This window comes from Natrialba sp. INN-245 (genome assembly GCF_009807105.1).
Classification (GTDB): Archaea; Halobacteriota; Halobacteria; order Halobacteriales; family Natrialbaceae; genus Natrarchaeobius; species Natrarchaeobius swarupiae.
Map to the genome: position 1 here is coordinate 1 of NZ_WUBV01000038.1, position 14,202 is coordinate 14,202.

Consider the following 14,202-nt stretch of genomic DNA (forward strand, 5'->3'; position numbering starts at 1 on the left):
TGCCTTCGTCTAACCGTTGCTCTCGCCAATTATCACCGTGGAAACGATGTCGCTAGTCCTAACATCACGCTATGAGACCCATTCTGCCCCACCGCCATACAAACGGTATGCTACCGAATCGGGTTTCGACGGAGGGCTGGCTCACCGGTTTCCTACAAAAGCGTCTGTAGCTTCATCTCTTTGTTTATACTGTTGGACAGAACTATTTGAAGATCGGTCGCAGTACTGCGGCCGTCACCAGCGGGACGGCCGCGAATTCGCGACCGACTTTACACTGACTTCTGTAACCGCTCGAGCGCATGCCGGGGCCACAGCCCCGACGCCGAAGACGTGAACGGAAAGGCCCAACGGAGACGACCGATCTCGAGACGGAAACGCTCGAGGCGACGGAACGCGAGGACGTGCTGCGGGAGTGATTTCGCGACAGTAGCGTTCGACAGGCGACACGTTTTACCTGTGTACGTGCATACACAGGGATATGGGCACGAAAACGATTTCGCTGGCAGACGACGCCTACGAGAAACTCAAAGCGCACAAACGAGAGGGTGAGAGCTTCAGTGACGTCGTCCGACGGTTGACGGGCGGAGTCACGCTCGCCGAGTATCACGGCACCCTCGAGGAGGATACCGCCGACGAGCTAGCGGCGATCGTGGACCGTCGTCGTGAAGAACGTGCCGACACGCATCGAGAACGCGTCTCGGAGTTCGCTGACGAACTGAACGAATGATCCTCGATTCGACGTTTCTCATCGACGTGTTGCGTGGCTCGAGCGATGTAGCGGAGTTGATCGAAGACGTTGATGCAAGCGGCGCGCCGTTCGTGAGCGCTGTAACAGTAATGGAACTCCACGAAGGGATCCACCTTGCAGATTCGACGGACGACGAACGGGCGACCGTCCGGCAGCTGCTCACAGACATCAACGAACTCCCGTTCGACCGCGAGTGTGCGATACGTGCGGGTCGGATCAACGCGGATCTCGTTTCGTCGGGCGAACCGATCGACGAGACCGACGTCATGATCGCCGCGACGGCGCTCGTTCACGACTACCCGGTCGTGACGAGGAACGTCGATCACTTCGAGCGGATCGACGGTCTTACAGTGCGTTCGTACTGACGTCGCTCGCTCGAGACCGAGACACTCGAGGCGGCCGACGCGAGGACACGCTTCGGCAGTGAGGTTCCAGAGATCTGTTGTACCGATAGTCCAGTGTAACCGCGACCATTCTCGGTTGAACCCAGAGGGAGGTACAACGTTCCCTTTCAGTCGTCCCGCTCGAGTTCCGGCTCCCTCTCGGCGGCCGTCTCGTCGTCGTTCTGGTAGAACGTCGCCGCGTCGTCTATCGATTCGGTCTCGAGGAGATGCGTGACGCGGTGCTCGAACTCGGGGTCGTCGATTTCACCGCTGGCATACCGTTCTCGGAGCGTCTCGAGTGCCTGCTGCTGCTGTCGTTGCTGTCGTTGCTGTTGCTGCCGGTGCTGTCGTTGCTGTTGCTGCCGGTGCTGTCGTTGCTGCTGTTCACCGCTGGGAGACGACTGTGATAACTGTAAATTGTCTATCGGATCCGAGGATTCGCCCTCGTACCACTGCGCGAGCTGGACAGCCGCCGGGAGGACGAAGGCGAATCCGACCACGAACACGATCCAGAAGTTCGACCAGCCGAGAAACAGCAGCCCCATCGCGAGTCCGACGGTCAGCATACTGACGACGCTGCTGACGACTGAGGTGAGCGGCTGTGTCACTCCTCGAAATGGTGTCGGTACAGAAAAAAGTCTATTGCCTTGCAGTATTCACCCTCACAGAACAGAATTGCATTGGTCCCGGACGGGGAATTGCGTTCAACAGTAGGTCGGCCGAAACAGCAGGGTGGTCGATCGAGCGGCCGACCGCAACGACCCTGAACCCAAACCCTTGAATCCTCGCGGTCACTTGCAGTGACTAATGACCGACCTCACGGACTCGCCGGCGGTTCGCCGGCTCACGGACTGGGACACGGAACGCCTCGAGTCCCTCGCCGACGAGTACGATACGCCACTGTACGTGATGGATTGCGATCGCGTGAAGGAAAACTACACCCGCTTCTCCGCGGCGTTCCCCGACGCCCACGTGATGTACGCCGCGAAGGCCCACACCGGGAAGGCAGTGCTCGAGGCCGTCCTCGAGGCCGGTGGGACGATCGAGTGTGCGGCCTGGGGCGAACTCCAGCGCTCGATCGACGCCGGCGCGGACCCCAACGAACTGCAGTACACGGCAGTGAATCCGCCGGCTCACGACTTAGACTACGCCGCCGAACTCGGTGCGGAGAACCCCGGCCTGACGATCACCATCGGCGCGCTCGATACCCTCGAGCGCCTCAAAGAACGCGGCTACGACGGCCGAATCGCGATCCGAATCAACCCCGGTATCGGGACGGGCCACCACGAGAAGGTCGCGACTGGTGCCGACGCGAAGTTCGGCATTCCCTACGAGCGCGTCCCCGACATGGCGGACCGCGTCCGCGAGGACTTCGAGTTGGTCGGGATCCACGCCCACGCCGGCAGCGGCGTCCTGACCGACGACCTCGAGGATCACTGCCGTGCAATCGAGCGCGTCGGCGACATGGCTCGCCGTGTCGGCGACGATGAACTGGAATTCGTCGACATTGGCGGCGGCTACGGCGTTCCCTACCGCGAGGACGAACAGCCGCTCGACCTCGCAAAAACCTCGGACATGGTCCGCGACGCTGTGGGCGACCTCGAGGCACAGCTCAAACTCGAGCCGGGTCGTTACATCGTCGCCGACGCAGGGCTCATCCTGACGACGGTCAACACGATCAAGGAGGCACCCGATACGACCGTCGTCGGCGTCGACGCCAGCCTCTCGACGCTGATCCGGCCCGCGATGTTCGGCTCCTATCACCCCATGCTGAACGTCTCCGCCCCCGAGCGCGACCCGCTCGAGGTCACCGTCGGCGGCCCGGTCTGTACCAGCGCGGACGTCTTCGCCCACGACCGGCCGATCGCCGAACCGGAGCGCGACGATATTCTGGCGATCGGCAATGCGGGTTCCTACGGCTACGAACTCGCAAATCAGTTCCACTCACAGCCCAAGCCGGCCGAGGTCGTCCTCGAGGATGGCGAGACTCGCATTGGGCGCCGGCGGGAGACGCTCGAGGACGTGACGCGACTCGAGCAGTAGGTAACTCAACGGCCGAGGTGACACGTCTGGCGTCTCACGCGGCGGTCGCAAACGAGATTCCTCGCGAAATCATTTTACGACCCGTACGACCGACGGGAGGCCAGCGCCCAGCGGGTCAGTACGCCGTCCAGTGCTCGAGAACGTCCGACACGTATCTCGGTCGGCTGTAGGACGGCCGGAACCGGAACTGGTCACCGATTCGGAGGGTGTCGAACGCTTTGCGTGCGAACGCGTAGTGGGTTCTGTCGCCGGCGAGCATCGGCATCGACATCTCGCGCGTGGCGGCGTCGTCCCGTTCGGCGACGGTAATCTTGCCGTCGAAGACGAACTCGTCGAACGCGTCGGCAAGCCGTTCGCGGTCGGCCACGTCGGCGGTGAGCGGTGCCTCGGGCGTCGTGAAATCCTCGAGATCCGCAGGGACGTCCCGGTCGCCGGAGACGGCCGCGTCGAGCGTTCCGGCAGGTTCGCGGTGCGTCGGATGGACGACCACCGCGCCCGGAACCGTCGGCGCGTCGTCGGTATCGATCCCCCTCGGGATCACCGGTCCGTCGGTCTCCTCGAGCGGAACAGCGCTCTCCGGATACGCGCGCGCTCGAAACAGCTCGTATCCCCGCTCGTCTCGAACGCCAAAGAGTCGCTTGGAGGTGAGCGACGCCTCGATCGGATCGTGCGGGGCGACCGTGTCTTCGGCAGCGTTGCGTACGGCAGTACACCCCGCAAGCGACATCGCCGCACTGGTACCGGCGAACACGAGGAACGTGCGTCGGTTGGAGGACATGTATTCGAGTCCGAAAGTCGGCACGAAAACAGTGTCGGACGGAGTCGAATCGGGACCGAATTCCTCGAGCCGTCGGCTCACAGGACCGACGACGGGCGACTTACGGTCCGAAGATGGGAAAATGGCTGCGCTTATCACCCGGTGGCGGCTACTGCCGACATCTACCCGCCGTCGGCGACTCGAGGCGAGCGCCGACGGGCCGATCGCCACACCGGCACCCATAACAGACCCATGAGCTTCGACATCCAGACCTTCCACGCCGACGCCGTCCGGACGCCCTCCCACGAGGACGTAGGCGAAATGCGCGATCTCCTGCTCGAGACGCTTCGCGACGCCGGCACAGAGCCCGCGGTCGACGACCTCGGAAACGTCCTGGCGACTCGAGAGGGCGAAACCGGAGACGCCGACGGGGACGAGGGTCCGCACGTCGTCCTGAACACCCACATCGACACGGTCGCGCCTCACGTCCCCCTCGAGCGCGACCGGGAGGGGGACGACGAGGTCGTCCGCGGACGCGGTGCCTGCGACGCGAAGGGGCCGCTCGCCGCGTTACTCGCCGCATTTTTGCGCGTCGAACCGACGGCCGGCAAACTGACGCTCGCGATCACCCCCGACGAGGAGACGCTGATGACCGGCGCGGCCGGATTGCAGGACCGGCTCTCGGCCGACGGCTTCATCGTCGGCGAACCCACGGATCTCGACGTCTGCATCGCCGCTCGCGGCCAGTGTGAGGGGACGATCACGATCGAGGGCGAGAGCGGCCACGCCGCGAGCGTTCCTGCAGAGCGAAATCCGGTGTTCGGACTCGAGCATGTTCTCGCGGCACTCCATACCTACGACGAGGAGGCGGGACCTGGCGAGGACCCGGTTCTCGGGGAACCCAAGCTGACGGCGACGGCGCTTGCCGGCGGTGAAGCGCCCAACCGCGTTCCCGAGTCCTGTCAACTCACGTTCGACCGGCGAAGCGTCCCCCCGGAGACGAGCGAGTCATTCCGGACCGGTCTCGACGTATACCTCGAAGAGCACGTTCCCGACCCGCTGTCGGTGAGCGTGGACCTTATCCGCCCGGACACGCCGTTCCCGACGGCGTTCGTCACCGACGGGGACGAGCGACTGGTGCGGACGTTGCAGGCGGCGAGCGGTGGCGAGGTCCGCCCGTTCGGCGCGGCGACCGAGGCGGGCTTCTTCGCCGCCGACGCACCGACGGTCGTCTTCGGACCCGGCGTATTGGCCGACGAGGAGGGTGCTGTCGCTCACGCCGAGCGCGAGTACGTTCGACTGTCCGAGGTCGAGGCGGCAGCCGACGCGCTTGAGGAAGCACTTTCGGAACTGCTCGCCTGATTCGGCAAACGCGCCGAGCGCGTTTCGTCTCGACGTTCGAATTGCCGGAGTGTGGTCACTCTTTTCGCGTCTCGAAAATCAACACTGCTGGAAGCTTGCTCATCAACTCCGGCGTGAACTCACCCCACGGCCCTGGGTCGTAGTCTTCGGGGTCCGACGTTCCGGGTTCACGCATTCGTTCGACGGCGAACCCCGAACCGACGAGCCCGTTGTAAATATCGCCCACAGTGTGACGACATACGACTTGATCGACGTCCGGCAACACCGAAGATAAACCGACCGGTGACGGCCATCCGCTGTCCGTCTCGAGACGGTGGCTTGCCGCTCGAAAACGGAACGAATCCCGGGTGACACTGTACGAAGCTCTGGACAGCGGTCGGTCGGAAGTATTGGTGTCGACACCGACTCGAGTCGACTGCCTCGTCAGGTCACCGATTCTGTCGACCGGCAACGACGAATACCGTCTCGATCACACCCGCGAATGCGAACCCGAGGAGGTGTCCGACGTGGGAGATATGGGTTTGTCTGCCGGCTAGAACCATGATGGCGAGAAGCGCGAACGTCGTCGGAAAGAGTACCCCTACGAGTGCGGCGATGAGGGTGTCCCTCGACACACCTCGCATCGCGTATCCCGTTGCTCGAACGAGAGTTGCCGCAACGACCGCGAAGACCGCACCGCTCAGGCCCCAGACGGCCATCCCACCGATAGCGAGGACCAGGCTCGTCAACACGTTGGTCCCCACGACGAGTCCCAACACGTGCCTGTTGCTCGTCATCCACGTCAGGAGGATCGCAAACGGCATCCACAGAAGCATATTGGTACGGAAGTGCGACCAGTCCAGATGGAGAAACATGTTCGTAACGTAGTAGAACGGATTGAGTACGACCCACAGCCCCTCCGTGGCTCCAAACAGGTGGATCGCCCTGGTATCGGTATACTCGAAGAATCCACTCACGGCGACGACTGCAAACGCCACCACCGGAACGTACGGAAGAGCCATCCTCCCCACAACGCGGGACGCTCGACGAAGATCTATCGATTGCACGATTGCTAAACGTTTCGAACGGTTTGCTCTCAACGCACCAAATGTGTTTTGAATTTGAATTATGCTGATGGGAAATTGACCCCGTCGCGACCGTCCCGATTGATCTCTCCCAGCGGATCCTCGAGCGTCTATTCACTGTTCTCGACGTGACAGATGTAACGATGGTGCTCGTCTCTGAATTCGCCGTTTCTCTCGAGTGGCTCCTCAACACGGAGGTCGTCTTTCGGGAACGTGATGTCGTACGAAGACAGTTTGCGACGCTCGCGAATTTGCTCGCGTCGCAGAATGATGGACTCGCCGGGATTGAGCAATCGCGAAGCGGTTGCGATGTTCGGCGAGTCCACGACTGAACGAGCGAAGCGACGTGAAGGAGTGGACTCGCCGGGATTTGAACCCGGGGCCTCTTCCTTGCGAAGGAAGCGATCTGCCACTGATCTACGAGCCCTCGACCACTTCTAACTCCGGTTTGTATTTGTAGCTTGTGTTTCAACGACGGCGTGCGGGGCTTTCTCGAGATCCGAGCGGTCGGATCGTTCGAGCGGGGTTTCCTACACTCGAGCGTCAGGTTATTGACTGATTCCTCGCGTTCGCGTTCACCGGGGACGTGTTTGTCGCTCGTGAGCCAAGCCAAGACAGCGGCGAACGGGGGCCACAACTGAACGTTCCCGGAGAAGTGTGCCCAATCAGAGTGAACGAACGTATTCGTCGCATGGTAAAGACTTGTCCGTTCCGGATGCCGTTTACCGCGAGAACGGCACACATCGCAGTGACGCCGGTGGCGGTCCACGGAACGTACGGTACTATCTTCGGCCCGAGCGTTTTCGTGTGGCTCAACGCCCCATCGGTGACAGCTCGATAGCGACGGCGGTTCCGACCGAGATTCCGACGAGAATACAGACTGCAATACGCTTGCGATCGGCGCTACCGAACCGGCGGCTGTGGCCTAGCTGATGATTTCGGATCGGGAGATCAGACCGCTCGTCGATCGGTGGTCGACTTCGACCGAACGGACAGAAGCCGAGTACGGCCCGCAATCAACCCGAGCAGAAATCCGACGAAATGTGCGACGAGCGCCGTTCGGGGTGCGGCGGTCGCGATCGTAACTGTGGCGGCGAGTGCGACGAAAACGACGACCGCAAGCCAGCGTGGAACGTCGACAAACGTCGCTAGACCGGCGGAGAGTCGGTTCGAGGCGACGAGATATCCCAGGAGGCCGAACACCGCACCGCTGGCACCGAGGACGCCCAGCGACGGCGTGACGGGGAGCATCGGGACCGACGCGGCGAACGCCGTCAGGACGATCTGGGAGACACCCGCGATCGATCCCGTGAGCAGGAAGAACGTGTGAAATCGCAACCGTGTTGTCGCTCGAGCGACCGGCCAGCCGAAGACGATGAGCGCGAGGCTGTTCGAGAGGAGGTGCCAGAGACCGCCGTGGGCGTAGACACTCGTCACGATGGTCCATGGGTTGTGCTCTACCGGTGGACTGAGCACGAACAGTCCACCCATCACGCCCGCGAGTGTGGCGATCCCCTGGAGGACGTAGACGACGGCGAAGACCACCAGCAGTTCGAATATCGGACTCGAGGAGCCCGACCCCGGCTGGTCGGCCGACGGCTGTCGAGTTCGAACACTCGAGTTCGACGACGACCGGTCCATACCGCTACTGCGACGGCGAATGCCAAAAGTCCCCGTGACCTCGCTACGTGCGGAGTTCGATCGAGTGCAGCGGCGCTACAGAGAACGGTGGTAGCCTCGAGAAAACGTGAAAATCCGTGCGAACCGGCGATCGCGATCGGCCTCATACGGTCTGCAGTCCGTCAGTTCCGGCACGACCGCGATCGTCTTGTGGTCGGACCGGCAAATCGGGACCGCAATTCGTCTCAGTTGTCCTCGAGGACGATCTCGATCGAGACGTCGTTTGGCACCTGAATGCGCATGAGCTGTCGGAGTGCGCGTTCGTCGGCGTCCAGATCGATCAGGCGCTTGTGGACGCGCATCTCCCAGTGCTCCCACGTCGCAGTGCCTTCGCCGTCAGGTGACTTTCGGGTCGGCACCTCGAGGGTCTTGGTCGGCAGCGGAATCGGACCGCTCAGGTTGACGCCGGTGTTGTTCGCGATCTCGCGGACGTCGTCGCAGATGTCGTCCAAGTCCTCTGGACTCGTACCCGCGAGTCGAACGCGTGCCTGCTGCATTTATTTCTCGTTGACCTTGAGGACCTTGCCGGCCGCGATGGTCTGACCCATGTCGCGGATGGCGAAGCTCCCGAGTTCGGGGATCTCGCTGGACGGCTCGATGCTGAGGGGCTTCTGTGGTCGGATGGTGACCACGGCAGCGTCGCCCGACTGGATGAAGTCGGGGTTCTCCTCGGCGACCTCGCCGCTTGCTGGATCCATCTTCTTGTCGATGGACTCGATCGTACAGGCGACCTGCGAGGTGTGGGCGTGGAAGACCGGCGTGTAGCCGGCCGTGATCACGGATGGGTGTTGCATGACGACGACCTGTGCCTGGAACGTCTCGGCGACGCTTGGTGGGTCGTCGGCTGGGCCACAGACGTCACCGCGGCGGATGTCGTCCTTGCCGATGCCGCGGACGTTGAATCCGACGTTGTCACCGGGTTCTGCTTTGGGCACCTCTTCGTGGTGCATTTCGATCGTCTTCACTTCGCCGCCCACGTCGCTGGGCTGGAAGGAGACGTTGTCGCCGATGTTCATGACACCGGTCTCGATACGTCCGACTGGGACGGTACCGATACCGGAGATCGTGTAGACGTCCTGGATCGGGAGTCGAAGCGGCGCGTCCGTCGGTGGCTCCGGCTCCGGCAGGTCGTTGAGTGCCTCGAGCAGAATTTCGCCGTCGTACCAGCCCGTGTTGTCGGAGGCCTCGGCGATGTTGTCGCCTTCGAACGCCGAAATCGGGATGAACGAGGCGTCGTCAGTGTTGAACTGAACCTGCTTGAGCAGCTGGGTGACTTCCTCGACGACCTCGTCGTAGGTCTCTTCTTTGTAGTCGACGATGTCCATCTTGTTGATGCCGATGATGAGCTCGTCGATACCCAGGGTGCGGGCCAGGAAGACGTGCTCCTGGGTCTGGGGTGCGACGCCGTCGTCAGCAGCGACGACGAGGACCGCGTTGTCGGCCTGGCTCGCGCCAGTGATCATGTTCTTGACGAAGTCGCGGTGGCCAGGACAGTCGACGATGGTGAAGTCGTACTCGTCGGTCGAGAACTCCTGGTGGGCGATGTCGATGGTGACACCGCGTTCGCGCTCTTCGGCGAGGTTGTCCATGACGTAGGCGAACTCGAAGCCGCCCTTGCCCTTCTCTTCTGCTTCCTCGCGGTGCTGTTCGATGACGTGCTCGGGTACGCTCCCCGTCTCGTAGAGGAGTCGTCCCACGAGCGTACTCTTCCCGTGGTCGACGTGGCCGATGATGGCCAGGTTCTGGTGTTGTTCGCTCATTGTTGTAGCTCACGCGCAGAGGCGCTTATATCGGTCTTGTTCGCCCGTTGCGGTTAAAACCATTTCGAAAGCTCGTTCAGTCGAACCCGGTGCCCTCTTGCGGTTTGTGTTTGTTTCACACGGATTGGATCTTTGGGTTCGTCGCCTCCGTGGCCTCGAGTAGTGGGGCAGTTCGGTTATTCCGTGACGACGAGATAGCCACCGACGGCGGCGAAGGCGAGCGACAATATCGTGACTGCGTTGTCTATCCAGCCGGCCAGTCCGGAAATCGAACTGCTGGCGAGGATGAGTGCGACCGAGACGAACAGACACGACAGACCGATCGCGTTCCGGCGGCGTTCGCGTCGCCAGGCGTTGATTACGCCGGCCGCGAGCAGAACGAACGCGATCACGTAAATTATCGTGATACTCTCCATACGGGTGGTGGTAGGGGCTGTTGTAAATCGTTTCCGGCGTAACCGCGACCGTCTGTGGGCCACCGAGATCGTCCACCTACCCCGCAGAGAAACGACGGCGTGAAACGCATCCGACTGGGTCGTACTGCGAGAAACAGTCCGCAGACGACCGTCCCGGACCGTCCGGACGACCTACTCGAGTCGGCCGACGTCCGAGAGCACGGCGGTTGCGGTTTCGGGACCGCCTGCGCCACGGCCACTCGAGTGGAGCGAGCCGGCGTGGCGGGTCTCGATCTGGACGATGTTTCGCGTCCCGGAGACGGCCAGTGCGCCGTTTTCGGGGACGAGTCGGGGGCCGACACGGACGCCCTCGCGGGTTGCCTCGCCGATGAGTCGGATCGTCCGGCCGTCCTCGGCGGCGAGGTCGAGTGCGCTTCCTGGCACGTTCTGAATGCCATCGACGGTCGCGTCGGAAAGCGAGAAGCCGCCGTCGGCGAGCACGTTCGCGAGGATGACGAACTTGAGCGCGGCATCGGTGCCGTCGACGTCGAACGTCGGGTCAGCCTCCGCGACGCCTAAGTCCTGGGCCTCCGCGAGGACGTGCTCGTAATCGAGCCCCTCGGCGGCCATCCGAGTCAGGATGAAGTTCGCAGTGCCGTTTAAGACGCCGCGAACGGCCGTCACGGCCTGTGGGGTCTCGTCTTCGATCGTCGACAGCACCGGAATCGCGCCGCCGACGGTCGCCTCGAAGCGGACCGATCCCGCACTGTCGGACTCGAGTGCCCGGAGTTCGTCGTAGCGTTCGGCGACTGGGCCCTTGTTCGCCAGGACGACGTGGCGGTCGGCCTCGAGTGCGCGTCTCGCGTGTGAGAAGCCGGGTTCGGCGTCGTCGAGCGTGGTCGGGGTGGCCTCGACGAGCGCGTCGTAGTCGGCCTCGAAGACGTTCTCGGGCGCGCCGGAGCCGACGGGCTCGCCGCCCGCTTTTCGTTCGAGTGCTCGTTCGACGTCGATGCCGGCGTCGTCCGCGACGGCGCTTTTCGAGTCCGCGAGCGCGACGACGTCGTGACCGTACTCGCCGGCGAGATCGGCGACCGAACGGCCGACGGCACCCGCACCGAGGATCGCGAGCTTCACGCCGTCTCACCTCCCAGAAGCGGCTCGACGACGGTGAGTTCCTTGTCGGTCCCGATCGATCGAATCGCTCCCAGCGCCTCGTCGGCGCGCCCGGAGTCGATCGCGAGCCGGACGCGTGCGCTGGCGACACCTTCGGTTCCCTCGGGTGCGGCCAGTGAGAGATCGAGGACGACGGCGTCGACCTCGTCTTCGATCCGTGAGAGCGTATCGGAGAGGTCGTTCTCGACGAGTCGCCCGACGAGCACGACGCTCACTTCCTCGCCGTAGTGTTCGGCGCCGGCCTGGATGACGTTGACGCCCGCGTCCCGTAACGCGTCGACGATTCCGTCGAATCGGTCCGGCGGACACTCGAGGTCGACCTCGACCGGGATGTGTCCGCGCGGAGTGATGTTTCCACGCTCGTGGTGGATACTCAGGAGATTGCCGCCGTTGTCGGCAATCGGGGCGAGCGCGCGGAGCAGTTCGCCCGGTTCGTCGACCAGTTCGAGTCGGACTGTGTAGGCGCGAACGCCGCCGTCTGTCTCGGGTTCCTCATCGGATTCGTCTGCGGCGTCCTCGACGGGTTCGACGGGCTCGTCAGCGTCGTCGACCATCGTCGTCACCTCCTGCTTTGGGGCATCCACGCGTCCTCATTGTGTACGACTCCGCAATTGACGCGTAAAAGCATATAGGCGTTCCCAAAACTGTCCGCCCGTGTCAACCATCACCACTCGGCCGTCGTCGCGTTCGATCTACGGCTGGGCGTTCACAGGTGGTCTTTTCCGGGATTCGACGATCCCCAGTCGCCGCGCCCTCCCTCTGTGCGGTCGATTCCCATGATCGACTCGGCCTGATCCGGGCCACCGAGGCTCTCGCGGGCGTCGGGGACGCGGACGGTGATCTCCTCGATCTCGGGCCAGGTGAGGAGTTCGGCCTCGATGTTGTTCGTCGTGACGTCGCTGACCGAACACCCCTTGCAGCCGCCGCCGAGTTCGATGACGACTTCGCCGGTCTCCGGGTCCGCCTCCCGGACCGCACTCGTCCCCCCGTGCATCTGAATGATCGGCATCTCCCGGCTGAGCCACGTCTCGACCCGCTCGCGAAGCGTCGAGTCGGTGTCGGATTCGGTCATTGGTCGCGTTAGGTGCTCGAGCGGTGAATAGGTTTGGTCACGCGACCGAAATCGTCAGGAACGACCCTGATGGTCCCCGGAAACGGTGACGGACGTCGATCAGGATTCGCCTCGATCGTTCACCCGGCTACGGCGTCGAAACCACGCTTCTCGAGTCCTCGAGCGCCGCGAATCCCCTTCTCGCCGAATCTGCCCCTACTGTTTCGGAGTGGTTTGCTAATCTCAACTGATGAGATATTCCACCAAAAGAATTGTGACACTGCAACATGTTCACAAACACAATGTCCGACGACAATGATCAAGGCTGGAACATCGTTGGTGGGAAGGCACGAACAAAGTGGGTCGCGAGGTTGATGGGCGCATCCAAAGACGGCGAATCGTCACTGTACTACAGACTGTCGATGCTTGCCATCGTCATGGCCGGCGTCTGGCACTTCGGACTGTAGTACTGGCTGGTCTAATGTTTCATCCGACTCTTTTTATTTGATGCCACGGCCAGACCCAACGATCCCTCTTGACGATCGCTGCGACGATCTCCTCGTCGCTACCCCTCTGACCGAGTTTTCAGTACAGTACGAACAGGTCGATCCACAGCTGTCAGAGCGAGCGTGACAACTGGTTGCCGATCGGCTCCTTTAGCACGACATCGAGCCGCAGGACGTTGTCGGCGAGTTCCAACTTGCCCCGAGCAACCACCGTCGGAAGTAGATCCACTTTCACTTCGGTCCGCGTCGAGATCTCGATCGGGCGCTTCTTCGACGAGTGCGATTCATGGCCGTACTCCCACTCGGCGATCCGTCGTCGGCTCGAGTGGGCGACCGGAGAGGCGGACGAACTCGAGGACGGATTACTTTACCCGCACGCACTTCGCGAGACTGCGGCCTCGGCGTTCGCAGCCCGGGGGTTGGATATCCTCTCCCTCCAGGCAATGATGGGGTGAGCACAGGCCAAGACCGCCGAGTGCTATGTCTCGCAGTCCGCGGAGAACATGACCTGGGCGCTTCATCAGGTCCACTCTATATAGTAGGCCACTGCCTCGCGCGTCTGCCCAAACTATTATCAATTCCGCATCCAATTAAGGCGATATGAATCGGCGTGCTTTCTTAGTCAGTGGTGGGACAGCACTTACACTTTCAACAGTAGAAGCTGCGGATGGGAATGATGATGATCTGACCTTTAACTACTACTCTTCTTGGCAGGGCCAGGATATAGTTGCTAGTGGGAATGCAATTGACCCATACGCCACGTATGCCCTCAGAATAGTCGAGGAAATTGACATCAATGTCACATCAAGTTCATTCATAAGGGAGGTCACTGCCGATGAGAGTGGTACGATTACCATTGAAACCGAGGAGTTAGAACCTGCACTCTATTTTCTTCGTGGGCCGGACCTTCCTCAAAATCCAGAGTTGGATTATATATTCGAAGTGTATCTCCAAGAGCTCGAAGTGGGTTTTAATGACTCCGAAGTATATCAAGGTCTTGGGACAGTTATTGATATCGAATCAACCCGAGGAATCTATGATTTGTTCGTATCAGTAACAGATGGACTCGACAAGAATAACCTCTTAGAGATTTTTCTTGAGCAAGGAGACTTCGAACAGTCTGAGGTCGAAACAGACTCTGGTGGGATACTTCTTAAGGAAATCTATGATGGTGAATACAATATTCGGTACTTCCCGAAGGTTGCTTCGTGAGTTGTGCTGAGTCTCGGGAAACTGGAGCAAACGCTGGTGTGGTAGCTGAGTGAAGGACGAAATAGAGT

Annotated in this window: 17 protein-coding genes and 1 tRNA gene; 6 read left to right on the plus strand and 12 right to left on the minus strand. The window is 61.7% G+C overall.

All coding sequences use genetic code 11. From position 1 onward, the window contains the following. The first annotated feature begins 478 nt into the window (after nucleotides 1-478). Nucleotides 479-727: an antitoxin VapB family protein gene (locus GRS80_RS12495; protein WP_160047852.1), complete on the plus strand. Its 249-nt coding sequence runs from the start codon at nucleotides 479-481 to the stop codon at nucleotides 725-727. Further along, on the plus strand, nucleotides 724-1,113 hold the full coding sequence (locus tag GRS80_RS12500; RefSeq protein WP_160047853.1) for a type II toxin-antitoxin system VapC family toxin: 390 nt from the start codon (nucleotides 724-726) through the stop codon (nucleotides 1,111-1,113). Before GRS80_RS12495 ends, GRS80_RS12500 begins: the two co-directional genes overlap by 4 nt. 146 nt (nucleotides 1,114-1,259) lie before the next feature. Here the strand turns inward: GRS80_RS12500 and GRS80_RS12505 are convergent, their stop codons facing one another. Continuing rightward, a complete protein-coding gene (locus tag GRS80_RS12505) occupies nucleotides 1,260-1,739 on the minus strand; it encodes an SHOCT domain-containing protein (protein WP_343161560.1) in 480 nt (159 codons plus the stop codon). Between the two features lie 199 nt (nucleotides 1,740-1,938). Between GRS80_RS12505 and lysA the strand changes: the two genes are divergently transcribed. Continuing rightward, complete coding sequence (gene lysA / locus GRS80_RS12510; RefSeq protein WP_160047854.1) at nucleotides 1,939-3,174, plus strand: diaminopimelate decarboxylase; 1,236 nt, start codon at nucleotides 1,939-1,941, stop codon at nucleotides 3,172-3,174. A 115-nt stretch (nucleotides 3,175-3,289) separates the two neighbouring features. On the opposite strand, the gene GRS80_RS12515 is transcribed toward lysA, so the two are convergent. Beyond that, entirely contained in the window at nucleotides 3,290-3,952 is a 663-nt protein-coding gene (locus GRS80_RS12515; RefSeq protein WP_160047855.1) for a hypothetical protein, read from the minus strand. Between the two features lie 231 nt (nucleotides 3,953-4,183). Between GRS80_RS12515 and GRS80_RS12520 the strand changes: the two genes are divergently transcribed. Next, complete coding sequence (locus GRS80_RS12520) at nucleotides 4,184-5,293, plus strand: M20/M25/M40 family metallo-hydrolase (protein ID WP_160047866.1); 1,110 nt, start codon at nucleotides 4,184-4,186, stop codon at nucleotides 5,291-5,293. A 55-nt stretch (nucleotides 5,294-5,348) separates the two neighbouring features. On the opposite strand, the gene GRS80_RS12525 is transcribed toward GRS80_RS12520, so the two are convergent. The 10 genes from GRS80_RS12525 to GRS80_RS12570 form a co-directional block, all read right to left on the minus strand. After that, nucleotides 5,349-5,519, minus strand: coding sequence for a hypothetical protein (locus GRS80_RS12525; protein ID WP_160047856.1), 171 nt, complete (start codon nucleotides 5,517-5,519; stop codon nucleotides 5,349-5,351). Nucleotides 5,520-5,721: 202 nt separating this feature from the next. Next, nucleotides 5,722-6,339 carry a rhomboid family intramembrane serine protease gene (locus tag GRS80_RS20750; protein WP_160047857.1) on the minus strand — a complete coding sequence of 206 codons (618 nt, stop codon included), beginning with the start codon at nucleotides 6,337-6,339 and terminating at the stop codon, nucleotides 5,722-5,724. Nucleotides 6,340-6,712: 373 nt separating this feature from the next. Continuing rightward, nucleotides 6,713-6,784 (minus strand) — tRNA-Ala (locus GRS80_RS12535). A gap of 524 nt (nucleotides 6,785-7,308) precedes the next feature. Beyond that, complete coding sequence (locus tag GRS80_RS12540; protein WP_160047858.1) at nucleotides 7,309-7,998, minus strand: rhomboid family intramembrane serine protease; 690 nt, start codon at nucleotides 7,996-7,998, stop codon at nucleotides 7,309-7,311. A 224-nt stretch (nucleotides 7,999-8,222) separates the two neighbouring features. Then, the gene (gene rpsJ, locus GRS80_RS12545) at nucleotides 8,223-8,534 is read right to left on the minus strand and encodes a 30S ribosomal protein S10 (protein ID WP_149080585.1); all 312 of its coding nucleotides are present in this window, start codon (nucleotides 8,532-8,534) and stop codon (nucleotides 8,223-8,225) included. Beyond that, the gene (tuf, locus tag GRS80_RS12550; RefSeq protein WP_160047859.1) at nucleotides 8,535-9,797 is read right to left on the minus strand and encodes a translation elongation factor EF-1 subunit alpha; all 1,263 of its coding nucleotides are present in this window, start codon (nucleotides 9,795-9,797) and stop codon (nucleotides 8,535-8,537) included. Nucleotides 9,798-9,973: 176 nt separating this feature from the next. Further along, nucleotides 9,974-10,213 carry a hypothetical protein gene (locus GRS80_RS12555; RefSeq protein WP_160047860.1) on the minus strand — a complete coding sequence of 80 codons (240 nt, stop codon included), beginning with the start codon at nucleotides 10,211-10,213 and terminating at the stop codon, nucleotides 9,974-9,976. 171 nt (nucleotides 10,214-10,384) lie between these two features. Continuing rightward, nucleotides 10,385-11,326, minus strand: a complete 942-nt coding sequence (locus GRS80_RS12560) for a homoserine dehydrogenase (RefSeq protein ID WP_343161561.1) — start codon at nucleotides 11,324-11,326, stop codon at nucleotides 10,385-10,387. After that, nucleotides 11,323-11,919 (minus strand): amino acid-binding protein, encoded by a 597-nt coding sequence (locus GRS80_RS12565; protein ID WP_160047861.1) that lies wholly within the window; start codon nucleotides 11,917-11,919, stop codon nucleotides 11,323-11,325. Before GRS80_RS12565 ends, GRS80_RS12560 begins: the two co-directional genes overlap by 4 nt. A gap of 152 nt (nucleotides 11,920-12,071) precedes the next feature. Beyond that, a complete protein-coding gene (locus GRS80_RS12570; RefSeq protein WP_160047862.1) occupies nucleotides 12,072-12,437 on the minus strand; it encodes a NifU family protein in 366 nt (121 codons plus the stop codon). Between the two features lie 679 nt (nucleotides 12,438-13,116). Here GRS80_RS12570 and GRS80_RS12575 point away from each other — a divergent pair. Then, on the plus strand, nucleotides 13,117-13,377 hold the full coding sequence (locus GRS80_RS12575) for a hypothetical protein (RefSeq protein WP_160047863.1): 261 nt from the start codon (nucleotides 13,117-13,119) through the stop codon (nucleotides 13,375-13,377). Between the two features lie 145 nt (nucleotides 13,378-13,522). Further along, a complete protein-coding gene (locus GRS80_RS12580) occupies nucleotides 13,523-14,134 on the plus strand; it encodes a hypothetical protein (protein ID WP_160047864.1) in 612 nt (203 codons plus the stop codon). Nucleotides 14,135-14,202 lie beyond the last annotated feature (68 nt).